General features: G+C 52.2%; 17 protein-coding genes. 6 read left to right on the top strand and 11 right to left on the bottom strand.

The genetic code is table 11. The features are described 5' to 3' along the window. The first annotated feature begins 135 nt into the window (after nucleotides 1–135). The 3 genes from EBB54_RS22205 to EBB54_RS22215 all read left to right on the top strand — a co-directional run bounded on the left by EBB54_RS22205 (nucleotide 136) and on the right by EBB54_RS22215 (nucleotide 2794). Nucleotides 136–1551, top strand: coding sequence for an MFS transporter (locus EBB54_RS22205; RefSeq protein WP_125129034.1), 1416 nt, complete (start codon nucleotides 136–138; stop codon nucleotides 1549–1551). Beyond that, the gene (locus EBB54_RS22210) at nucleotides 1542–2378 is read left to right on the top strand and encodes a class II fructose-bisphosphate aldolase (protein ID WP_125129035.1); all 837 of its coding nucleotides are present in this window, start codon (nucleotides 1542–1544) and stop codon (nucleotides 2376–2378) included. Before EBB54_RS22205 ends, EBB54_RS22210 begins: the two co-directional genes overlap by 10 nt. 77 nt (nucleotides 2379–2455) lie before the next feature. Continuing rightward, entirely contained in the window at nucleotides 2456–2794 is a 339-nt protein-coding gene (locus EBB54_RS22215) for a DUF2442 domain-containing protein (RefSeq protein ID WP_004071320.1), read from the top strand. A 221-nt stretch (nucleotides 2795–3015) separates the two neighbouring features. On the opposite strand, the gene EBB54_RS22220 is transcribed toward EBB54_RS22215, so the two are convergent. Both EBB54_RS22220 and EBB54_RS22225 read right to left on the bottom strand, forming a co-directional pair. Further along, a complete protein-coding gene (locus EBB54_RS22220) occupies nucleotides 3016–5628 on the bottom strand; it encodes an FtsX-like permease family protein (RefSeq protein WP_125129036.1) in 2613 nt (870 codons plus the stop codon). 2 nt (nucleotides 5629–5630) lie between these two features. Next, nucleotides 5631–6305, bottom strand: a complete 675-nt coding sequence (locus EBB54_RS22225; protein WP_125129037.1) for an ABC transporter ATP-binding protein — start codon at nucleotides 6303–6305, stop codon at nucleotides 5631–5633. 546 nt (nucleotides 6306–6851) lie between these two features. Here EBB54_RS22225 and EBB54_RS22230 point away from each other — a divergent pair. Next, nucleotides 6852–7187: a hypothetical protein gene (locus EBB54_RS22230; RefSeq protein ID WP_243127770.1), complete on the top strand. Its 336-nt coding sequence runs from the start codon at nucleotides 6852–6854 to the stop codon at nucleotides 7185–7187. A gap of 131 nt (nucleotides 7188–7318) precedes the next feature. Here the strand turns inward: EBB54_RS22230 and EBB54_RS22235 are convergent, their stop codons facing one another. From EBB54_RS22235 to EBB54_RS22260, 6 genes are all read right to left on the bottom strand, one after another. Then, nucleotides 7319–8230 (bottom strand): sensor histidine kinase, encoded by a 912-nt coding sequence (locus EBB54_RS22235; protein ID WP_125129038.1) that lies wholly within the window; start codon nucleotides 8228–8230, stop codon nucleotides 7319–7321. After that, nucleotides 8227–8910: a response regulator transcription factor gene (locus EBB54_RS22240; protein WP_125129039.1), complete on the bottom strand. Its 684-nt coding sequence runs from the start codon at nucleotides 8908–8910 to the stop codon at nucleotides 8227–8229. Before EBB54_RS22240 ends, EBB54_RS22235 begins: the two co-directional genes overlap by 4 nt. Nucleotides 8911–9047: 137 nt before the next feature. Then, nucleotides 9048–10031, bottom strand: a complete 984-nt coding sequence (locus EBB54_RS22245) for a glycosyltransferase family 2 protein (RefSeq protein WP_125129040.1) — start codon at nucleotides 10029–10031, stop codon at nucleotides 9048–9050. An 85-nt stretch (nucleotides 10032–10116) separates the two neighbouring features. Beyond that, complete coding sequence (locus EBB54_RS22250) at nucleotides 10117–11760, bottom strand: glucosyltransferase domain-containing protein (RefSeq protein ID WP_243127771.1); 1644 nt, start codon at nucleotides 11758–11760, stop codon at nucleotides 10117–10119. A gap of 199 nt (nucleotides 11761–11959) precedes the next feature. Then, a complete protein-coding gene (locus EBB54_RS22255; protein ID WP_125129042.1) occupies nucleotides 11960–13546 on the bottom strand; it encodes a methyl-accepting chemotaxis protein in 1587 nt (528 codons plus the stop codon). A 20-nt stretch (nucleotides 13547–13566) separates the two neighbouring features. Next, the gene (locus EBB54_RS22260; RefSeq protein WP_125129043.1) at nucleotides 13567–14799 is read right to left on the bottom strand and encodes an extracellular solute-binding protein; all 1233 of its coding nucleotides are present in this window, start codon (nucleotides 14797–14799) and stop codon (nucleotides 13567–13569) included. A gap of 474 nt (nucleotides 14800–15273) precedes the next feature. On the opposite strand from EBB54_RS22260, the gene EBB54_RS22265 reads away from it, so the two are divergent. Next, a complete protein-coding gene (locus EBB54_RS22265; protein ID WP_334295303.1) occupies nucleotides 15274–16284 on the top strand; it encodes an AAA family ATPase in 1011 nt (336 codons plus the stop codon). Between the two features lie 136 nt (nucleotides 16285–16420). Here EBB54_RS22265 and EBB54_RS22270 read toward each other — a convergent pair whose 3' ends face one another. Both EBB54_RS22270 and EBB54_RS22275 read right to left on the bottom strand, forming a co-directional pair. Beyond that, nucleotides 16421–18298 carry an adenine deaminase gene (locus tag EBB54_RS22270; RefSeq protein WP_125129044.1) on the bottom strand — a complete coding sequence of 626 codons (1878 nt, stop codon included), beginning with the start codon at nucleotides 18296–18298 and terminating at the stop codon, nucleotides 16421–16423. 75 nt (nucleotides 18299–18373) lie between these two features. Next, nucleotides 18374–19708, bottom strand: a complete 1335-nt coding sequence (locus tag EBB54_RS22275) for an NCS2 family permease (RefSeq protein ID WP_125129045.1) — start codon at nucleotides 19706–19708, stop codon at nucleotides 18374–18376. 193 nt (nucleotides 19709–19901) lie between these two features. On the opposite strand from EBB54_RS22275, the gene EBB54_RS22280 reads away from it, so the two are divergent. Then, a complete protein-coding gene (locus EBB54_RS22280) occupies nucleotides 19902–20486 on the top strand; it encodes a Crp/Fnr family transcriptional regulator (protein WP_162307183.1) in 585 nt (194 codons plus the stop codon). A 277-nt stretch (nucleotides 20487–20763) separates the two neighbouring features. Here EBB54_RS22280 and EBB54_RS22285 read toward each other — a convergent pair whose 3' ends face one another. Further along, the gene (locus EBB54_RS22285; RefSeq protein ID WP_125129047.1) at nucleotides 20764–22347 is read right to left on the bottom strand and encodes an AAA family ATPase; all 1584 of its coding nucleotides are present in this window, start codon (nucleotides 22345–22347) and stop codon (nucleotides 20764–20766) included. Nucleotides 22348–22397 lie beyond the last annotated feature (50 nt).

A 22397-nucleotide genomic window follows, 5' to 3' on the forward strand; every position in this document is an offset into this window, starting at 1 on the left:
GTCTGGATGAGCAGTCTGGATGATCTTTCGATCATCCGGCCTGCAGGCGGAAGGACATTGACCTGGATAAGCAGGACGGCCTGAAAGACATCCGGCCGAATCTATACACAAGTATGTTTAGAAGAGGGAGAGATTATGGAACAGATAAAGACCATGGAACAGATGAAGACCATGGAACAGACAAAGACCATGAACAGGCGCAGGAACCGGATGATGGCATCGGGCGCGTGTATCATATTTTTTACAGGCTTTCCCCACGTGTGGTCGATCTTTCAGCCCTACGTGATGGAACAGGCCGGCTGGAGCCAGGGGCAGGCGTCCATGTGCTTTTACCTTTCGCTGGCCGCATTTGTATTCGGAAATATCATCGGGGGGCGGATGCAGGACGGCGGAAACCCGCAGAAAGTGCTCTGGAACGGAGGGCTCCTCTTTTCCGCGGGGATTCTTTTTTCCGCGTTTCTGATCACCCCGTCGCCGGTGTTTTTCTATATAACATACGGGATCATGCAGGGATTCGGTCAGGGAATGGTCTACACGACGATCATTTCCACGGCCCAGAAATGGTTCCGGGACAGGCCCGGCTTCGCCTCCGGGGTGATTGTGACGGCAAACGGGCTGTGCGGTTTCTTCCTGGCTCCGGTGAGCCGCAGCCTGCTGGCGCAAGGGGGACCGAAGCTGGCGCTTCTGCTGATCGGCCTTGCAATTGCCATGGCATGGATTGCGGGATACCTGTTTTTTGCGGTGCCGGGGCAGGAGGCGGAAGGGGCGGATGCGGGAACTGCGGATGGAATGGAAGCTGTGGTTGGAGCGGGAGCTGCGGTTGTAACAGAAGCTGTGTCTGAATCGGGATCTGCAGTTGTAACGGGATCTTCGCACAAGCCGGGATCTTCGGACGAAACGGAAGCTGCCGGTAAACGCAGATTCGCAGGATACCGGCAGGAGTCCGAAAATCAGAGACAGTATACCTCCGGTGAAATGATCCGCACCAGGAAATTTTATTATCTGCTGCTCACCATGCTGTTCGGGCTGCTCTCATATTTTCTGGTGTCGCCGGTATCCCAAAGCTACCAGATTTCGCTGGGGATTCCGGAGGCAGCGGCGGTCAGCGCGGTCATGTTCGGTTCGGTCATGAATGCGGGAATGCGCCTGGCCCTGCCTACATTGGCAGACCGGATCGGGCGCGTTCCCTGCATCCGGGCGGTGCTCCTTCTGGCGGCAGCGGCCATGGCGGTGCTGGGGACAGCCCGCTCCTATGGGGCCACCGCCGCGGTAATTGCGGTGTATGGCTGCTACGGAGGAATTATGGGAAGCTTTCCGGCATTTACAAGCTCGATCTTCGGAATCCGGCACACGGGGGAAAATTACGGATATGTGATGCTTGGCATCGTGATCGCTACATTTGCGGCGCCGGGGATTACCAGGCTTCTGACAGGAAATGGATTGGGCATACAGGCAGTATTTCTCACAGGCGTTGCATTTGCGGTGCTGGCATTTGTCTGTCTGACGCTGCTGGAGAGGGAACTGAAGAAAGGAGAAAACACATGGCATTAGTGACAATGAAAACTTTATTGGAGCAGGCCCAGGCAGAGCGCCGGGGAGTCGGCGCGTTCAGTGTGGGCAATATGGAGATGGTAAAAGGGGCGGTTCAGGCTGCGGAGGAACTGGGGACGCCGATCATCCTGCAGATTGCGGAGGTACGGCTGAAGCATTCGCCGTTACATTTGATGGGGCCCATGATGGTACAGGCGGCAAAGGAAGCAGAGGTGGACATTGCGGTCCATCTGGATCACGGCCTTACCATCGGGACGGTCCGCCAGGCGTTGGAGCTTGGCTTTACCTCGGTGATGTACGACAGCTCCACCCATCCTTTTGAGGAAAATATCAAGAGAACCCGGGAGGTTGCGGAGCTGGCGAAAGCATATGGGGCCACCGTGGAAGCGGAGCTGGGCCTGGTAGGCGGAAGCGAGGACGGAAGCTGCGACCACGGCATCCGCTGTACAGATCCCCGGGACGCGAAAATCTTCTGCGAAAGGACAGGCGTAGACGCGCTGGCGGTTGCCATAGGAAATGCCCACGGCAACTATCCGGTTGCGCCGAAGCTGGCATTTGACGTACTGGAACAGATCCACGCGGAGGCGGAGGGACTTCCGCTGGTGCTCCACGGGGGCAGTGGGATCACGGATGAGGATTTTCAGACCGCGATCCGAAAAGGAATCGTAAAAGTGAATATCGCCACGGCAAGCTTTAACCGGCTGATGGAGCGCACGGAGGAGTATATGCAGACGGAAGGGGCGCACAATTATTTTTCGCTGAATGAGGCGATGGTACGGGGGACTTATGAAAATGTGAAGCATCATATAGAAGTGTTCTGCTGCTGAAAATATGGAACACGCAGGAATTTAGGAAGCTCCCTCCGCTCAAATAGTGGCCGGGACAGCAGAAAGGGGGTTATATTATGTTCTACAAGGTGAAAGAAGTTCAGCCTTTACCAGCGTATCATTTGCTTATTCGTTTTGTTACAGGTGAGTACAAGCAGTACCATGTTGCACCACTTTTTGAAAAATGGGACATATTCAAGACTCTTTCCAGTGTGAAGGGACTGTTTGAACAAGTAAAAGTGGATGCTGGCGGTTATGGTATATCGTGGAATGATGATATAGACCTGTCATGTAATGAACTATGGGAGAACGGAACGCCCATAGAGCCAGCAACCGCTGATGATCTACGGACGATGCAGGCGGCATGTGAAGAATATGCACAGAGCGAAACCGTGAACCATAATGGCATTAACTGAGATTAGTTTGGGCGTTGTTAATTGCATATAGTCGTAAAATATATAAAATTGGTGATGCTTAAACAACGAGTGAGTGCTGACTTGGCTTTTATACCTTTGACGTTGAAGTGGCCATTGATGATTTGAAAGAGATTTATGAACAAAAATGTTATGAAAGGAATACTTTCAACCAGCAGTTGAATCAGGGGGCAACTGCTGGTTGAAAAATTTTATGCCCAAACTCAATCCTGATACCGTATCCGTTCCACCAGAGCCGTCTTATCCTGGGATTTCAGGCAGAGGAAGGAGACCAGCATCGGGAGAAGGAACATAGCCCCGATATACAGGAGCACCGCCGCGGCGGGAAAATGGTAATGCAGGTAGCCGGCAGACCGCTGCATATACCGTACAAATCCATACCCGGCAAGGGAACCTGCCGTCAGTGTGAAGGCCAGGTTCGGCAGTGCCAGAAAAAAGCTCTCCCACAGCAGCATCCTGTGAAGCTGCTTTTGCTCCATCCCTACGGATTCCAGCATGGACAATTCTTTCTTTCTGGCGGCAAAGCTGCTGATCAGCGTATTGAGCAGATTAAAAATGCTGAACAATATGACGAACAGGGAAAGGCCGTAGATCTGCGTCTGGTAGCTTCGGATATTGCCGGAATCCTCCAGGATCTTTTCCCGCAGCGTGAAAAGGGAGAGGTCGTCATATCCGGCGATCAATTCTTTTAAATCCTCTTCGATCTGAAGCCCGTACTCTTCATAATCTTCCGCGGAAATGGTGAAGCTGTTTGCGGTATTCATGTCCTTCCACAATTTTTCCACGGTCACGTCCGCTATACAGAACTCATCCGGGGCATTCAAAGGGGATTTCACAGATTCCGATGTGACGGCCGCGATCTCCAATTCGGCTGTGTGCTCTTCCCCGTCAAAATACCGGACGGTAAATATTTTCCCAGGCTCAAATTCGGCTCCGGTTAAGGTTTCATATAAATCCGGTTTGGTGACGAGAACCGCATCGTGCCCGGCCAGGTATTCATAAGTATTATTCCCCTGGGCGTCTAACCCGAAATATTCACTGTCCTCCTTGGTAATGGGATAAAAGGACAGTAAAAATGTGAGCCCGTCCAGTTCGACCACGCCTGAGACGGAGTGGGTTGTCAGTACATCCTTCACATGGGGGATCTGCCGGATGCGCCGCTCCAGGTCTTTGCTCAGATGGCCCGTAAGCTGCATATCCGTGATCCCATAGGTTTTCGGCGCCGTATGGCTGTACAGATAAGAGAGAACGTATTCCCCCTTCTGAAAATCTCCATCCCTGGAAAATGCTTCCTCATCCCAGGAGGCGTTCCAGGAGGAAGCCACCATAAACAGAATGCCGCCGAACGCAAGGGACGCCGTCGTAAGCCACCATTTCTTCCGGCTGCTTTGGCCTTCGAGCCTGGCCAGTGTGCAGGGAGATAAGGGTCTGCGGGGCCTGGAAGTGATCCGCGCCGGCGAGGCTGTCTGCCAGGGCGCGGCAGCATTTGCGGCATCCGCGTGCCGTCCTCTTTTTTTACTGCGTCCGCTGTATGCTCTGTCGCTGCCGGTCGTTTTTGCCGCATCCACCGGGGAAATTTTTGCCGCAGCCGCAGCCGGTCTGCTGATGGAAAACTGTACGATGAGACATGTAGCCGCTGTCACAAGGAGACACACAGTCCCGTAATTTTTCAGGTTCCATCCTTCGGGCAGCAGGAAATATGCAATAATGCCGCTGAGCAGCAGCCCCGGGGGGATAGAAATACCGCAAAGCAGCCAGCCCTCCCGGCGTATCATTTTCCGAACCTGCAGCGGAGTCATTCCGATGGTCTGAAACTGTCCGATCTGCCGAACCCGGGACATCACGGAAAAATAAAAGATACTGTAGATCACAAGGCCGCCGGCAAAAAAGAGCAGGAACGCCGCAAATAAAACAACAAGCAATCCCGAATTTCCGCGCTGAAGCGATTCTTCAAACTTCCCGTTGGTGTTCACATTGGGCCGTTCAATCCCATAGTCCGCGGCAATTTGGTAGACCAGCGTGGTGAATGCAGAATAAGGCATCCCTTCCATATCCCGGAGACGTACCAGGGCTTCAAAGGGGATCTGCGCCATCACGCCGCTGGTCTCCGCAAATTCCCGGGAAACATAGATACTGTAAGAGGAAGGAGTCTGTGCGTTTTCCGTTAATCCGGTGATGATAAAATCTTCGGTTCCATTTCCGGTATCCAGAGTCACCGTGGAGCCGAGCAAATTTGTGGTTTCCGAATCTGCTGAGGAGTCTGAGCCCGACGCCGGTTTTAAATCTGCTGCGGAGTCTGAGTCCGACGCCGGTTTTAAATCTGCTGCGGAGTCCGAGTCCGGCGTCGGTTTTGAATCTGCTGCCAGGCCCCCGGCCGACTCTTTTTTTAGGGCTTCCAGGAACGCTTTATCTGCTGCGATCTCGTTATATTTTTGGGGAGCGGCGCCTTCCGCAAGCAGGTAGGTTTCAATCGGCCCGTCATGGCTTCCGAAAAAGGTAAAATGGTAGGATAAGTTCCCGGCCTGAAAATCCGTGTCATTGTATTTGTATGGAATGGAAATGTCGATCCGTTCGTCATTTCCCAGTTCCTCCGCCAGATCGGCAGTCACATTCAAATAAATGACATGCTGCATTTTATCCAGAATCTGCTGCTCGGCAAACTGGTAGCCCACGAGGTAGAGCGAAAGGGTGGATATCAGCATCACTGCCAGCAGGATGGACAGGGCGGAAAAGAGGGAGGACAGCTTTTTGGTCAGCAGGTTATTTTTTGCAATCCGAAAAAGGAGCCGGCGGTTGTTGTTTTTATTCAGTCCCATAGCTACCACCTGCTTTCCACGATTTTTCCGTCTTCAATGCGGATCGCGCGATCTGCCGACTGGGCAATCTCATCATTGTGTGTGATCATGACGATGGTCTGGTGAAAATTTTTGCTGGTAGTCTGGAGCAGGCCGATTACCTCCTGGCTTGTGCGGCTGTCCAGATTGCCCGTAGGCTCGTCGGCCAGGATGATGGCAGGCTTCGCGGCCAATGCCCTTGCGATGGCGGCACGCTGCTGCTGTCCCCCGGACAATTTGCCGGGCTTTCTGGACAGCTTGTCGTCCAGGCCCAGAGTCCTGACTACCTCCATCATATACGGTTCATCCGGCTCCCGGCCGTCCAGCTCCACCGGAAGGAGGATGTTGTCGTAGACGGTCAGGATTGGGATCAGATTGTAATTTTGAAAAATAAATCCGATTTTCCTTCTGCGGAAAATGGTAAGCGCGTTTCGGTCCATTCCGCTTAGTTCCTGGCCGTCTACAATCACACTTCCGCCTGTAGGGGTGTCCAGCCCGCCAAGCATGTGCAGAAGCGTACTTTTTCCGGAGCCGGAGGTACCGACGATGGCGGTAAAGCTGCCCTGCTCCACCTCCAGCGTCACCCCGTCCAATGCCTTCACCAGAACAGGCTCCTGGCCGTAATATTTTGTCAGATTCTCTGTGCGCAGGATATTCATGTCTATCATCTCCTTATGTGTTCTATATGGCTACCGGCCGCGCCTTGTCAAAGTATGGCCGGTAACTCTATATGTATATGATAGGCGCGAATGTGATCGTTTCTGTTTCAATTTGAAAAATAAAAGTATCGAAATCGAAACATTTCCTCTGTTAGCTGAACGTATTTTTGAAGCTTTGAAATGATATATCAATAGAGTTACTGTTCACACCCTTTGGGTGCTCCAGTAACTCAATAGAATCAGATACCGCAGTTGGAATATTTTGGGGTTGCATGTTCGGACGCGGCATGTTATCCTTTACAGGAAGGATTCAAAAAGATATTCATCTTTTTTATTCTTGCCGGTGTATCACCGGATTACTCAATAACAGTTTTTTTACAAAGCAGGCTTTTGGGTTGGGCCGTGAATTTCAATGAGGATTTTGACTGTTTCCAAAAGGATTTTTCTTTTCCGGACTATGATTTCGTGTTATGATGGGATCAGGAAATGAGACAGCTCCTTCCTCGTGCAGCCAACCGCAGAACTCTGCATGAGAAAGGAGAATCTATGAATCAGGCAGCCAGAAAAACGAACAAAGATTTTATCATGTCCCCGAAGGAGAGCATATTTTTGGAGGAGGCATATGAGACGCTGCAGAGACTGAGCGCGGACGATATCAAACGTCTGGAATATGAAGCGCGGGAGAAGGCTCTGCGGGATCATAATTCCTTTGTCGGCAGCGCAAGAAGGCAGGGGGAGAGGATCGGAGAAAAACGCGGGGAAAAGAATGGGATCGAATTAGCTAAGAAGGTCTTTAAGCTGCATACCCAGGGAAAGACGGAGGAAGAGATTGCGTCAGAATGCAGTATGGATGTTGAAAAGGTGCGGGAAATCCTGGAATGAAGTATTTGCCATAATATCCAGCCACTCCCTGAAGGCGGCTTAAAATGGGCCGGATACTGTTACTGGAGCACCCGAAGGAGGCGAACAGTAACGGCATCCAGCCCTATAGGCAGCCGCCGCATATCTGCCGTTCAGATTCGTTTTGGAAGGCAGACCGAGAAGCGGCTTCCCTTTCCCGGCGTGGAACGCACGGAAATATACCCTTTCTGCAAAGCAATAATATATCTTGCAAGATACAGCCCCAGCCCCAATCCTTCCGTCTGGGAAACGCTTTTCTCCCGGTAAAACCGTTTGAAAATGTCGTTGATATGGGCGGGGGCGATGCCTTTCCCGGTATCCTGAATCCGAATCTCCGTATACATCTCACCGGGATGCACGGAGATATGGATACTTCCGTTTTCAGGCGTGTATTTTACCGCGTTATCCAGAATATTCTCGATGGCTTCGGCGGTCCACTTTCTGTCGTGGAAAAGCAGAACCGAAGGGCGGCAGTCCACGGAGATTTCGATGTTTTTAAGCTCCGCTTTCCGCATAACATTGTTTACGGCGGCGGCAAGCGTTTCCAGAACTCTGCTGTTTTCCGGTTCCAGGCGGATCATATCTGTCTCCAGCCTGGAAGCCTTCAGAAGCGTGTCCAGCAAAAATTCCAGCTTTATGAGCTGCGACTTCATCACCTCATTGGACTGGCGGCTGAAGGAGGCGCCCTCCTCCGACAGCATCTCGCAGTACATTTTCAGATTCGAAAGCGGTGTTTTGATCTGATGGGTGATCTCAGAGATCATTTCCTGGAGTTCCTTCTTCTGCTTCTTGCTTTCTTCAAGCTGAAATGCTGTGGCCGTTTCCAGCTTTTCCAGCTCCATCAGAACCTTGGAGGTAATCGTCTCCTGATTCTGCTGGCCGGGCACATGCCGGCCGCCCATGACCTGTTCCGCGTAGCGGCAAATCTCAGAAGAGAGGCGGATAAACCGCCTGCGGTAATACAGGTAGCAGCAGAGGTTGATAAAAAGACAGATAAGAATGACCGCGGTGATGGATAGATTCATTGCATTTCACCTGCCCATTTATATCCCAGACCATAGATGGTTTTGATATACTCATGCTCCCCGTCCGAGATCTTGTTTCTCAGCCTGCTCACATTTAAAGAAAGGGCATGCTCATTGACATAGTTTTCCTTCCTGTCCCAGATTTTTTCCAGAAGAACTTCTTTTGTCAGGATCTGATCCCGGTTCCGGCAGAATACCTCCAGTATTTCAAATTCCGTCGGCGTGAGGGAAACCAGGCTGCCCTTGTTTTTTACCAGGCGGTTTTCCAGGTCGATGGTCAGACTGCCGCAGACATAGGGTTCCGTTTTTTTCGTGCCGGAGCACCTTCTCAAAACGGCCTGGATCTTTTCCATCAAAACCCGGATGCTGAACGGTTTTACGATATAATCCTCCGCACCCGCGCGGAGTCCCTGGATGATCTCCTCCTCCAGATTGTGTGCGGTCAGAAAGAGGAAGGGGACATTGCACCGGGAAACGGTTTCCTCTGCAAAGTCAAAACCATTGCCGTCGGGCAGGTTCACATCCAAAAGGATCAGGTCGAAATGCTCCTTTTTCAAAAGGGACTTCGCTTCCTCGACGCAGTATGCGGAAAAAGGGGTGATGCCGCGCTTCTGCAGATTGTAGCAGAGCCCGGAATTTAAGATTTCATCGTCTTCGATCACTAAAATTTGTATCTGCATGTGTTTATTTTCCTTTTATCATGGATTGTACGTAATATTTTTCTATCTTTTTTGTCCGTGTAAATATAGTATAAGCGGATTAAAGGGAAGATACAAGAGCTGCGGAGAATTTATTGCTGTTCCCCCTCGCCGGGTGCTCACAGCAAATCCTCCCTCTCAAACGTCCTTTCACTAATAATATACCGCGGCCGGGCTTTCGTTTCCAGGTAGATCTTCCCCACATACTCGCCGATCACCCCCGTACACAAGAGCTGGATGCCGCCGATAAAGCTGGCGATCACGCAGGTACTTGCCCAGCCCTGTACCGTCCGGCCCATGCAGAAGCAGACCACGATCCACACGATCATGACAAAACTCAGCGCCGACACCATCAGCCCCATGCTGGTGATTGTGTGGATGGGGCGGGCGCTTAGGCTGGTGATGCCGTCGAAGGCCAGTCCCAGCATTTTTCCCAGTGGATAGTGGCTTTTTCCGGCGGCACGCCGGTGCCTCTTGTAATAGACGGACGTACTTTCAAAGCCCGCAAGGGGCACCAGTCCGCGCAAAAAGATATTCACTTCTTTAAATTCCGCCAGCTCCCGCAGCACCCTTCCGGAAATGAGCCGGTAATCCGCGTGGTTGAATACGACCTCTGCGCCCAGGAGCTTCATGAGCCGGTAAAATGCTTCCGCGGTAAATCGTTTGCAGAAATTGTCCTCATCCCTGGAGCTGCGCACGCCGTAAACCACCTCGTACCCGTGCAGGTAGGCGTCCACCATTTGATCCATCGCGTCCAGATCGTCCTGCCCGTCGCAGTCGATGGAGATGGTGATGTCAAAAAGGTCTTTCGCCTCCATCAGCCCGGCCAGCACGGTATTCTGATGCCCCCGGTTCCGGCTCTGGCGGATGCCGATGATATGTGCGTCCTTTGCAAGCCGGCGGATGATCTGCCAGGTACGGTCCCGGCTTCCGTCGTCCACATAGAGGATGCAGCTTTCCGGGGCAATCTTATTTCGGGCGATCAGGCTCTTGAGCTTCCCCAAAAACAGGGGCGCCGTCACAGGAAGAACCTCTTCCTCATTAAAACACGGAATTACAATTGCAAGTGCAGGTATTGTATTTCTCATTTCTACATGTTCCATTTCATATCCCCTTATCAATGAACTTGAATATCCATGAGCCGTTTCCACGCGGTTTGGAGGAAATCCACGGATTTCCCGGCATTTTCTATTCCGACATTTTGATTACGATGAGGTTCCCTTCCCGGAACACGGAGCCCTGCCGGGGCCACGATGGCATCTGCTCTGCCAGGTTTTCCGCCGTTTTCCATTGTGTCTCGTCAGGGTGCTGGTATCTGTATCCCAGGACGCTCCAGTAATTCAGCACTCTTTGGCAGGTGCAGCCGGGAATCTCCTGATCCCACTCATAAAAGGAGTGGCCAAGCGTTTCCCCCTGAATCATGGACGGATTGCAGACGGGGGACCATTTTCCCAGGATGGCGACCGTCGTTTCTTCGCTGCCGCCCAGAACCGCTACCTGCTCGACCAGCCGCTGTGTCAGCGCGTTTTCCTGCTGGCGCACCACATATTCCGAATAAAGCAGCCGGTTATCTTTTACAATATTGCCCCTGAGGATGAGAAGAAATAAAAGCCCCCACGCTGCGAGCCGGATGGACCTGCCGTGCTCCGAAAGCCGTTCCCCGTTTTCCAAAAAACGCTCCGTAATCATCTGGATGCCGAAAGCCGCCGCAAAGGGAAGCGCAAGCTGTCCGCGCACGGCCGGGGCCGAACCCAGAAGAATGGGAAGAAAGAAGGGGGAAGCCAGAAACACAAAGGTCACAAATATATAATACGGATAAAATCTCCGCTCCGTTGTTTTTCTCTTCAGCTTCCAGAATGCCATCAGCAAAAGCCCGGCCGCCGCCAACAGATAGCCCCGGTTCCAGAACAGCGACCTTGCCAGGACCACGTCGTACACGTAGGTTTTCAGGGAAATGAGGATTTCCCCCAAAGGCTTTTTGCCCCATTGGATCATATTGTCGGTGTAGGACCCGGCCTGAACTCCCGCCAGGAACATCATCAGCTTGCCCAGCAGGGTGTAAATCACATAATCGCACAGAAATACAGCCCCCAGCTTTATGGAGATGGGAAAAACGCGGCTTTCGACCTGGTCGGTTCTGTACTGGTATCCCAGCAAAAAGGAGCCCAGGGAGGCGGATATATAGACCGGTACAAATGCCTGATAGGAGGCGAAGCACCATACTCCAAGCAGGATGGAGAAGAGCAGGCGAAGCGTTTTGCCCTCCAGAATCCACTGCCATTCCAGCAGCAGCGCCGCCGCGCAGATCAGCATGGCAAATGCGGCTTCAAAGGAAAGGCACTGAAAATTGGTCAGCTCCACCATGGGGACGCTGGAAAAGAAGAGCACCGGAAACAGCCATGAGGCCCCCGGCCTGCCCTTTTCTTTCCCTTTGATCCACCAGAAAACATACATCCATGCCAGGCTGTAGCCAAGTGTGGCCGCGGTCATCAGCATCGTGGCAAAACCCGGAACGATGCTCAGCACGCCGGTGAGCCATTTTGTAAAAACCAGCCCGTAGCGGTTGATACCGAGCCACCCGTCGCAGAAGCCCGTCTGCAGGACCACGATCGCTTCTGTGTCGATGGAAAAACTGAAATGAAAGAGCATAAATCCATAGGTCAGAAATATCATGACCAGTACAAGGTATATCGATATTTTGTTGTATTTGCAGAACTGAGAAAAACTCTCTGCAAAGCTTTCGGAATGAAGTTCACTGTTGTGGTGAGTTTCCATGATGATATCCTTCTTTTTTCGCGGAGACAGTTTCTGGGAGAAGCTGCCCCTGTCCATTCTGTTTTTGGATAGTATTGCCAGGAATAAATGAAAATATTCCAAACGCAAAACCGCACACTATTAAAGGATATGCAGCGCGGTTTCAAATCATGACAGAATCCCAACCCCTTACCGACGAAAGAAGAATAGATTTCATAAAAAATACGGCCCCTCCTGCACAAAATCTCCATACAGGACGAGCCGTATCATATTCTTTTTACAGATCCGCGAAAACCTCCATCTGCTTTTTCAGTTCCTCCACGATCTCCCGGTTGATGTCCATGCGCCTGGTAATGTCGGCCATATCGTCCACCAGGCTCTTCGTGCTGCCAGCCACGCCCGTGATTCCGGACGCCCCTTCATCCAAAGCCTTTGTGATACTGCCGATGGAATCCGCGATCTCGTTCATGGAATGCTGCAGCCGGTCGGTTCTGCTGTTGAAGGCGTCGATCATCTCCTTCACATAATCCGCGTCCTCCTTATACTGCTGGCCGGAATGCACAAATTCCTGAAATTCCTTCAGGATCGTACCGCTCAAATAATCCGCCATGTCCTGGGAATGCCGGGACAGGTTATGTACTGCGTTTGTGACGATCTCGTTGACCTCCTGGATACGTCCGGCGGTCTGGCCGCAGGAATCCGCCAGGCTCTTGATCTCACTGGCAACCACCGCGAACCCATTTCCCGCGTCGCCGGCCCGCATGGCCTCCACGGACGCGTTGAGGGCGATCAGGTTAGTGGTGGAGGAAATGGCTACAATCTCGTTTGTCAGGCTGTTGACCTGATCCACGCTCTTGCTGTTCTCAATGGCTTCCCCCAGCACCGCCAGGATATCCGAAGCCTTTTTCCGGATGACGTCCGCATTGGTCTGGGCGGATGCCTCCATCTCATTGGCGCGTACCTTCATGGCGGAAGAATATTCCGTGATCGCGCCGCACTCCGAAGCCATGTCCCGGACGTCCAGCTTGATGTCCGACGCGCTGCTGTTGATATTTGCCGCGTTATTCGCCACCTTCACAATGGCCATGGACAAAGAATCCGCAAGGGAGGAAAGGCCCTCCGCGCTTTTTCCGGAGGTCCGGGTGCGCTTGAGCACCTCGCCGGCCACGCCGTTGAGCTTCTCCGAACTCTCCTGAAGGGTATCCACCGTCCCCTTGATCGGCGTGATCACATAGTTCTTGATGATCCGCACCGCCGCGAGCACCAGAATCACACAGGTCACAATGGCCGCCGCCGTGATCACGAGCGAAATGATATAGACGGCCAGGAGTTTTTTCCGGGCGTCCGCCGTCCGGGCGCTGACTGCGGCATCCAGTTCTGCCGTGTTGCTCTCAATGGCAGCTCCGAAGCTTGCTACATCGCCGTTTGCGTAAGCATAGGCATCCTGGGTCTTGCTGTCCGCGCTTGCGCACACGAGATAGACCAGGGCGTGCTTGAAAGAGTCGTAGTTGGACAAAAGCTGGGAATAGAGCGCCTCCTCATCTTTGGTGATGTATGCTTTATATTCCTCAAGAAATGCCTCCAGTGCCTGTTCTTCCTCCTTGATCTGCCTTACTACGGTGATCATCGTCGTATAGTCCGCCGCAACAATGTGGGAAAGCGCCATTTTGTGTATATTCGTGGTGGCATGGCGGATATCCTGCAATGTTTCCGAACCCACCATATAGTCGTCTACGATTTTCGAAGCATTGGAGTTGACATTGTTGATGCTGAAAACCGAGAGAAGATTGGAAATCAGGGCCACAACTCCCAGAAGTATGATCGGAAGTATCAGGCGCTGCTGTATACTGAGCTTCGTTTTCATGTTATCTCAAACCTTTCATTTCATCTTGCACATACGCCCTCTGCCATCAGGTCAAGCTGTTCCTGCAGGTCCTGTCCGGTGGGATTGCCTGACGCCATATTTCCCGCAAATAAGGAAACCGGATCCCAGAATTTTCCGCCGATCCTCTGAAGCTGAGAAAACTGAGACTGCTCCAGGAGGGCGGCGATGGCCGGGGACTCCTGGATCTCTGCGGAATCCGCAACCGTGATATTGGACGGGCCCTGTCCGCGCATCTCAAACCGGAGACGCTGGTTTTCCTCATTGGTGATCCACTCCGCGAGCCGGGCAGCCCATTGCGGGTGATCGGAATATGCGTTGACCCCGATCAGCTTGCAGCCGGAGAAAGACGCCATCTGCACCTGACGGCCGCCGCAGGTATAGGTGGGCAGCTTTGCGGCGCCTGCATGTTCGCCCCAAGCTTCCTCAACTGCAACGGCATTCCAAACGCCGCTGATGCCTGCGGCCACAGAGCCATTTCGCACCCCGTCCAGAAATTCCGTATCGGTTCCGCTGGCAAATCCCGGGCTGGCTGCGATCTGGAGCATGGCCTGGGCCACATCGACCCCGCGGATCTCGCCCTCGGCCTGGTTCCAGGTGCAGTAATTGGTGATGCCGTCATCGCTCAGACCAACCTGCATTCCGGTATTTCCAAAGAAAGAATAGACATACCAGGCAGAACTCCAGTCCATCATAAAGTGACGTCCGCCTGCCGCGGCGGCCTCCAGGATTCCGTCCAGGGTCTGCACCTGTTCCTCCGAAATAAACTGCTTATTATAATATAGAAAGTATCCGTTATCTGCCGTCAGCGGATATGCGTACAGCGTATCGCCGATGGAAGCCGCCTCCACAGCGCTTTCCAGATTTTTATTTCGAATCTCCTCATCCGGTTCAATGGGGTCTACGGCTCCGGCCGCGGCCAGTGAGTTTAGCTGGTCGTCCGCGAATGTAAATACATCCGCCCCCGCTTCCAATCCGCCGATCAGCGCATTTTTGCACTCAGACTCGCTCTGCACCTCAAAGGTGATGTTAAAATCTGCCTGGCCCTGGTAGCTGCTCTGGAAGCCCTGGATGATCTGCTCCATCAGCTCGGCGTCCTCCTCCGCGCCCCAGACCGTCAGCTCGACCCGCTCCGTTTTCGAGTCCCCGGCCCCTTTCTTCTCGGCCGTCTTGCACCCTGTAAACGCCGCCGCACACAGGATGGCTAAAAATAAACTGCACACTCTCTTTCTCATGCCTGTTCCGTCCTTGCAAAATCAACTTTTTTCCACCTGTACGGTTGCAATTCGAAGTCACATTTTTATGCAATGTATTGCAATGAAAATGACCTGTCGGATTAGCAACCGCACAACTGGAATTTTTTCTGTGTTTATCCGAAAAATATTATAACATTTGCGGGGCGGGTTTGCAATAAAAGGTTACTGTTCACACGGTGTCGTGCACTTGCTGCACGGCATCCGGCCAATTCAGTGATGGGGCGGGCATCCAGCCCGTCTACACTCCGTTCCGGTCCGTCCTAAACAAGCGTCGCTGGCGCTTAGGACCGCCGTCAGGCGACTTTTCAATGGGCTGGATGCGTTACAGTTCGCGGCCGGGCCGTGAACTGTAACATAATAGTTGTGCTGCAATTAACTGTAACACTCCGGCTTGTTAAACAGCCGGGTTTATGATACTATAAATCAAATTGTGAATTATTTGGAAAGCTGAAGATTGCGTCGCAGGAAGCGGCACGGAGGCTGGAGGCAGCAGGGGGCGGAAGCTACAGGGATTATCTGAACAGATACAATGTGATCTATATTGATTTCAGCGTGGAACCCAGGGACTGCAGCTCTTACAGCCAGTATATAGACCGTGTCCAGTCGGGAATCAATTTTGACCTGGCGGAAGCCTACCCGGAGTGCGGGCTTGATCAGAGCCGCGCTACATGGGATCTGCTGACAGACATATTTCAAAAGACCGACGACAAATTTATTTTTGTGATTGATGAGTGGGACACGGTATTTCACCTGCCGTATATTACGGAGGAGGAAAAGCAGAGCTATCTGCGGTTTTTGCGTTCTCTTTTAAAAGGACAGGTGTATGCGGAGCTCGCATACATGACGGGAATCCTTCCGATTGCGAAGTACTCCGATGGCTCTGAGATCAATATGTTTTTAGAATACAACATGGCCACATCGGAGCGTTTCAGCGAATACTTCGGTTTTTTGGATTTTGAGGTAGACGGGATCTATCACATTTACCAACAGACCGTGAAAAATGCGAGGATTACCCGTGAGGAGCTGGCGGGATGGTATGACGGCTACCAGACTGCGGCAGGCAGCCGGATCTACAATCCCCGTTCCGTGGTATGCGCTTTGACAGATAACCAGCTCAGGAATTACTGGACCAGTTCAGGTACCTATGATTCTATATTCCACTATATCAAAGACCGGATTACCGACATGCAGGACGACCTGGCGCTGCTGGTGTCCGGGGAGGCAGTCCCAGCCGATATTCAGGAATATGCCGCGGCTTCCATGCGGCTTTCTACAAAGGACGAAATCTATTCTGCGCTGGTCGTTTATGGATTACTGACGTATGAAGACGGCTGCGTATTTATCCCCAACAGGGAACTGATGGAGAGCTATTTTTATCTTTTACCCGGAACGCAGGTCGGCCGATGCGCTGATCCTGGAATTAAAGACAGACAGCACGCCGGAAGAGGCAATCCGCCAGATTAAGGAAAAAAGGTATGCGCTTCGTTTCCAGGGAAAGCTTGGAGAGCAACCGAAGTATACCGGAAGGATACTTGCGGTTGGAATCAGCTATGCGAAAGAAACGAAGAAGCATACCTGTAAAGTGGAAGAGCTGGTGCACTCAAATTGATGCCCCGTCAGCTTGCTGCGGGGTATTTGACTGCTGCTCATCCACGAATTTCTGCAGTTTTCCGTCCACGATCCCGCGGTCTGTCAGGATATACCCCGGCAGAACCGACAGCGAGCTGGTCGCGAACCGCAGGAGATTTCCCGGAAATGCGAAAAGCTCCGCGGCAGCCTGCTCAAAGTGATGAATCTCTTCCGCCAGCTTCTGCACCGGGTGACGGGACATGATGCCGCCCACCGGCAGGGCCAGGTCAGCCAGGATTTTCCCGCCGCAGGCCGCCGCGTAACCGCCGCCCATTTCCCGTATACGCTCCGCCGCCAGAAGGGCGTCGGCCTCGTCATGGTACAGTATCACCAGGTTGTGGCTGTCGTGGGACACGGTAAAGGCATAGGCTCCCCGCAGCAGGCCGCTGCCCCGCATGGGAGCCACCGCCTTTTCACCGGAACCGTAACGGTTGCACACGCACATCCGGCACAGCTCCTCATCTCCGGAAAAGTCAACAAATCCCTGAGAAACGGGCAGTCGTTCATAACGGCCGCCGTTGAAGGGCCCTCCGTTTTCCTTATACTGCAGGACAAAAATGCAAGCGCTGTCGTTATCCGTCTCCGCAGCGATCCCCGAAGCGCTGCCAGGATCGGCCCCTGCGGAAATCCCCGGGACGCCGCCGCCAGCCGTCTCCGCGGCGATTCCCAGTGCGCCCGGACGCCGAAGCTGTTCCATATGGATCTCCACCTGCGGAAACAGTCCGGCAGCCTGCTCCGGGGGACTGAACAGGCACTGTCCATGGCTGGCCGCCAACTGCCCGCCCAGAAATACGTGCTCCGGCTGTCCGCCGTCCAGCTCCCGTACCAACTGGATATCAGCCAGAAATCCCGGCGCAATCGCTCCCAGATCCCGGAAGCCGTATTCCCTGGCCGCATGGAGGGTGGCAAAACGAATCGCCTCCAAGGCCGGAAGCCCGTGGCCGATGGCCTCCCCTACAACACGGTTTAGGTGTCCGCGGGTCAGGATCGTCTGGGCATGTACGTCGTCCGTACACAGGGAAATGCGGTCCCGCCAGGGGACGTCCCGGATTCCCTCCAGCGTCTGTGCCAGGTGGTTGGACAGAGACGTACTCTTTAAATTCACATGCATTCCCAATCGCAGCTTGTTCAGGCATTCTTCGCCGCTGCGGCACTCATGGTCGCTGTCGATCCCGGCGCACAGGTAGGAAGCCAGGGCAGGGCCTTCCAGCCGCGGCGCATGGCCCTGAAGGAACAGGTCCTTGTCCAGGCCGCAGCGCAGCTCTTCCCGCATCCGGGGTTCATTTCGGCAGACCCCGTCAAAATCCATCACTTCCCCCAGACCCAAAATGTTCGGATGCTCCAGCAGAAGACGGATATCCTGGGGCGTCAGCACCGCCCCTCCGGTTTCCAGCGCAGGATTCGCGGGAACACAGGAGGGCGCCAGGATAAAATGCCGCAGCGGCATGGAGGACGCATCCTCTGCCATGTGCAGAACACCCTCTGTTCCCAGGACATTTGCAATTTCATGGGGGTCTGTCACTACCGTAGTCGTTCCCCAGGGAAGAACGGCCTCCGCAAAATGGGAAGGTGTCAGCATGGTACTCTCCACATGGATATGGGTGTCGATAAATCCCGGAATCAGATACGCGCCCTCGGCGTCAAATATCTGCGCGGGAGCGGGGAGCGCGCAGCTTCCCGGCTCATCCACCGATGCGATCCATTGCTGAAACAGGCTGACCTCCGCAGGATAGACCTCGCCGGTGATCACGTTGGCCAGCCGGCAGTTCACGATGCGCAGATCACAGGGAATCCGTCCCGCAGCGGCGTCCACAAGGCGGCCGCGGTCCGCATGACTTGATATTCTCATTGTATAACCTCCTCGTATAAATCATAAAAAATAAGTGTTCAGAACAGTACGGCGCAATTTGCCTGCCGCCCTGGATCAAAGAACAAACTGGCAGCAGGCCAGAACCGTCAGTATCACCGTCGGCAGGGACGGCAGGGCATTTTCACTCCGGTCATCGGTAAACAGTCCGTAAGCCAGTTTGATGACGCAGTAGGAGAACAGCCCGATGGCGATTCCCTGTGAAATGCCGTAAAACAGCATTGCGATCACCATGACCGCAACCGGGGGCCATTCGCAGTCGCTGAAATCTACATTCTGCAGGCCCTGCATCATGGAAATGCCGATCATGATCAGAACCGGCGCGGTAGCTGCGTCCGGAATCATCAAAAATAGCGGAGCAAAGGCAATGCACAGCAGGAACATGATCCCTGTGACAACCGAAGCCAGCCCGGTACGTCCGCCGCTCTCCACGCCGGATGCACTTTCCACATACGTGGTGACAACCGCCAGCCCGGTAAAAGCGCCCACCACGGTGCCGACAGCATCCACCAGGAACACCTTGCCGATGGACGGGAAATTTCCGTCCTCATCCATCATGCCCACTTTTCCGGCCAGGCCCAGAGCCGTTGCCAGCGTTCCGAAAAAGTCGCTGATGAAAAAGGCGAAGATGAGGGAAATATATTCCAAACGAAGGGCGCCGAAAAGATCCGCCTTAAAACAGACATTTTTGGCGGAAGATAAAGCGCCGCTGGTAAAAATACTTTCCGGGAGCGCTACGCAGCCCATAAAGACGCCGATGACGGTGGTGAGGATGATCGACAGTAGCAGCGCGCCCCGGATCTGATAGGTTTTTTCACCCACCTTCACACGCAGAAAGGAAAACAGCAGCGCAAGCACAAGCCCGATGGCAGCCAGACGCACCTGGGGCTGGGAAAAATCTCCGAATCCTTTGAATCCTTCGGTAAACAGCCCGGCATTGATCAGGGCGGTCCGGATGATGAACACTCCCAGTCCCGCGCTGATCCCGATCTTGATATTTTTCGGAATCAGCATAACGATCTGTTCCCGCAGACGGAAAAGGCTGAGGAGCAGAAAGAGGATACCGGAGATCAGCACCATGCCCAGCGCGGTCTGCCAGGAAGCCAGTCCCGGGATCACGATTGCCGTTGCGATCATGACACAGGAGCCGATTCCGGGGGCCAGGGCAAAGGGCAGATTAGAGACAATTCCCATGGCGATCGTGACCAGGCCGGAGATCAACGCCGTGGTAATCAGCACGCCTACAGGGTCCATCCCCGCCATGCCCATGAATTTTGGGTTGAGGATCAGGATGTACGCCATGGTGGCGAAGGTCGTGATCCCGGCTACGGTTTCCGTGCGGACATCTGTGCCTGCGGCTTTGAGTCCGAAACGATTTTCCAGCAGATTCATAGTTACCCTCCTTGATTTTGGTAGTTCTTGTGTTTTTTCAAAATCAATAGTATACTTTTTTTGTAGATTTGTTGTGACATTTGTCATAGAAACGGAGTTTTTCATGAAAATAATACATAATCCCAGAATTTTCGACTCGTTTGCTGAAAAGTACGATATTTTTTCGATTTTTCCTGTTTCCATGAAGCCGCACATGAATTTGAAAATGTATGATAAAAATGAATTTATCTTTTTACAGGGATATCTGCTGGACGGTTTTTATTTTCATCTGGAAGGAAATATTAAGATCCTGCACATGCTGGACGACGGCGACGAGGTCATTCTCCGTTTTTCAGGAGGGCCGCGCATATACGGCGGGGCGGAGTTCTTCCTGGGCTATCCGGTTTCCGCCTCCTTAAAAACAGAGGAGACCTCTTACTGCTTCTATCTGCCGTTTCATAAATGCCGGGATACCTTGCGCAGAGATCCCGACTTTTTGTTCTACCTTGGAAAAAATTATGCCGAAGTGATGCATGTTTCCAACCATAACTGGTCCATCAACCAGCTCTCGCCTCATAAAAGCCGGGTCGCTTCCTACATCCTGACACTGGACAGCCAGGAGGAAATCTTAAAAGATCTGAAAGACATCCCGCTGTTTCTGGGAATCGGCTACCGGCATTTCCTCCGGATTCTCAGCAGTTTTGTGGAGGAGGGAATGCTGGAAAAAACGGAGCAGGGCTACCGGGTTGCCGATTTTTCCAGGCTGAAAAAGCTGGCAAAGGACCGGTATCTGATCTGACATTCCGCAGTTCGCCGAACAGATAGGTGATCCCGTTTTCTGATGCATAGATATCCGTGATTTCCCGGGCTGTCATAAAAGTTCTTTTGACGGTCTGGTCGGGCACGCTGCCGAATACAGCCGCCAGCGGTTCCTCCGTCATGACCCTGCGCATAAGCGTTGCGCCGTGGTGTGCCGGAACCAGCGCAAACAGTTTGCGGATATTTGCGGGAAACATGCCGATGGGCAGAAACGCTCCGGTCAGAAAGCCCGCCAGTGCTGATTTGTCTTTCATTCATCATGATTGTGATTCCTTCTCAATTTTTTCGATGATACACTCGTGTTTTTTTGCCGTTTTATCGTAGTTTACAGCGACCAATAGCACGTCTCCGCTATAACTTTCAAGTGCTTTTATATATTTCCGCTCTTTAATTTGATGAATTGCTCCGGCGGCTGATTTATTCCATTTTAATTCGACAATCAAAGCAGGTTTATTTGAAAAAATCCTGGGGAGAAAAACAATATCAGCAAATCCTTTTCCTGCCGGAAACTCTCGAACCAGTATATAATCTTTTCTGGCACTGTAATATGCTAAAGTGATTACACAGCTTAACGAATTTTCATCATTATAGGAAAGTATGGACGTATTATCCATATGCGTCCTGTCTATTCCAAATGCGACAGCGGCAGCGTCACCGCGCAGCGTGGCATTTAACAAATCTTCTGACGCACTCAGTACTTTTGCGACTTCATCCCACCCCTCTCCTTCGACGGCATTTTCAAATTCATCATAAATCTCCATATTTGGAATAAAAACTTCCTTTGCTGTTTCATCGTAGGCAAGATAGCCAAGGTGCACCAGCAAGGTCAATACATCATCCCGACTTTTGAAGGTGGTCATGTCATTTTGAAATTTTCTGTAATTGATCCTGCATCGCCCATTTCCCATCATCTCAAGGATGGAATCTTTCAGGCCGTCAAAATTCATATCCATGTAAACTTTCAGAGCTTCATACGTTTCCGTGCCGGTCCAATAACTGTGAAATTCTGCGTTTAACAGGGCATCTACTACAGATTTTGGATTATACATATGGCTGACATTCTTAAGCTTATAACCGTCGTACCACTTCTGCATTTCTGAAAAATCCATGCCGTATTCCCGGCAGAGATGTTCCGCTTCGTTCTCGGTGAACCCTGTATATTCAGCCATTTCTTTCGGTTCAGTCATAGAGTATTCATAAAAAATATTCAGTGCGGAATGTGTGCCGTATTTTTTGATCGGCAAAATTCCTGTCATATATGCCAGTTTTACATAAGTCTGTCCTTTAAATAAATCCCTGAGAAAATCAAGATACTCTTTCTGTGCCGCAGCGTCATTGCGTGTTTCCCTGAAAACACAATCCCATTCGTCGATGATAAAGATAAATGCCTTCCCTGCCTTTTCCGCGAGGGTTTCCAGGGCAGCCGTCAGATCGGACGATTCGGGATGAATGCAGTCCGCATATACTTCCTTTAGCTCAGACAAAACGGTCTTCTGCAGATAAGCAGTCAGATTTTTCGGAGATTTTGCACGGTTTAAAAATCTCTGCATATCCAGGAACAATATATCATACCGGTTCAAATGGCAATGGAAGGACTCGTCTTTTTCGATTTTTAACCCGTCAAACAATGGACGGGAGTCATACGCTTTGCAGTAATAAGCGAGGAGCATTTGAGCGGCCATTGATTTACCGAAACGGCGCGGCCTGCTGACACAGATAAACCGCTGTTCCGTGTCCAGTACGCTGTTTGTATATTTGATCAGCCCCGTTTTATCTACGTATATCTTAGAATTACGTGCGATTTCAAACCCCTTATTCGTTGGATTCAAATACTTTCCCATACAGCCGTCCCTCCAAATCTGAACCCGTCCCCAATCAAAACGGATTCTCT

Source organism: Schaedlerella arabinosiphila (assembly GCF_003885045.1).
GTDB classification, from domain to species: Bacteria; Bacillota; Clostridia; order Lachnospirales; family Lachnospiraceae; genus Schaedlerella; species Schaedlerella arabinosiphila.

Coding starts and splice junctions, on each gene's coding strand:
- EBB54_RS22250 (WP_243127771.1), bottom strand. CDS start 11,760: ATGGACAGGGGCAGCTTCTCCCAGAAACTGTCTCCGCGAAAAAAGAAG.
- EBB54_RS22260 (WP_125129043.1), bottom strand. CDS start 14,799: ATGAGAAAGAGAGTGTGCAGTTTATTTTTAGCCATCCTGTGTGCGGCG.
- EBB54_RS22205 (WP_125129034.1), top strand. CDS start 136: ATGGAACAGATAAAGACCATGGAACAGATGAAGACCATGGAACAGACA.
- EBB54_RS22255 (WP_125129042.1), bottom strand. CDS start 13,546: ATGAAAACGAAGCTCAGTATACAGCAGCGCCTGATACTTCCGATCATA.
- EBB54_RS22215 (WP_004071320.1), top strand. CDS start 2,456: ATGTTCTACAAGGTGAAAGAAGTTCAGCCTTTACCAGCGTATCATTTG.
- EBB54_RS22270 (WP_125129044.1), bottom strand. CDS start 18,298: ATGAGAATATCAAGTCATGCGGACCGCGGCCGCCTTGTGGACGCCGCT.
- EBB54_RS22240 (WP_125129039.1), bottom strand. CDS start 8,910: ATGCAGATACAAATTTTAGTGATCGAAGACGATGAAATCTTAAATTCC.
- EBB54_RS22285 (WP_125129047.1), bottom strand. CDS start 22,347: ATGGGAAAGTATTTGAATCCAACGAATAAGGGGTTTGAAATCGCACGT.
- EBB54_RS22225 (WP_125129037.1), bottom strand. CDS start 6,305: ATGAATATCCTGCGCACAGAGAATCTGACAAAATATTACGGCCAGGAG.
- EBB54_RS22280 (WP_162307183.1), top strand. CDS start 19,902: ATGAATTTGAAAATGTATGATAAAAATGAATTTATCTTTTTACAGGGA.
- EBB54_RS22230 (WP_243127770.1), top strand. CDS start 6,852: ATGAATCAGGCAGCCAGAAAAACGAACAAAGATTTTATCATGTCCCCG.
- EBB54_RS22220 (WP_125129036.1), bottom strand. CDS start 5,628: ATGGGACTGAATAAAAACAACAACCGCCGGCTCCTTTTTCGGATTGCA.
- EBB54_RS22245 (WP_125129040.1), bottom strand. CDS start 10,031: ATGGAACATGTAGAAATGAGAAATACAATACCTGCACTTGCAATTGTA.
- EBB54_RS22275 (WP_125129045.1), bottom strand. CDS start 19,708: ATGAATCTGCTGGAAAATCGTTTCGGACTCAAAGCCGCAGGCACAGAT.
- EBB54_RS22210 (WP_125129035.1), top strand. CDS start 1,542: ATGGCATTAGTGACAATGAAAACTTTATTGGAGCAGGCCCAGGCAGAG.
- EBB54_RS22235 (WP_125129038.1), bottom strand. CDS start 8,230: ATGAATCTATCCATCACCGCGGTCATTCTTATCTGTCTTTTTATCAAC.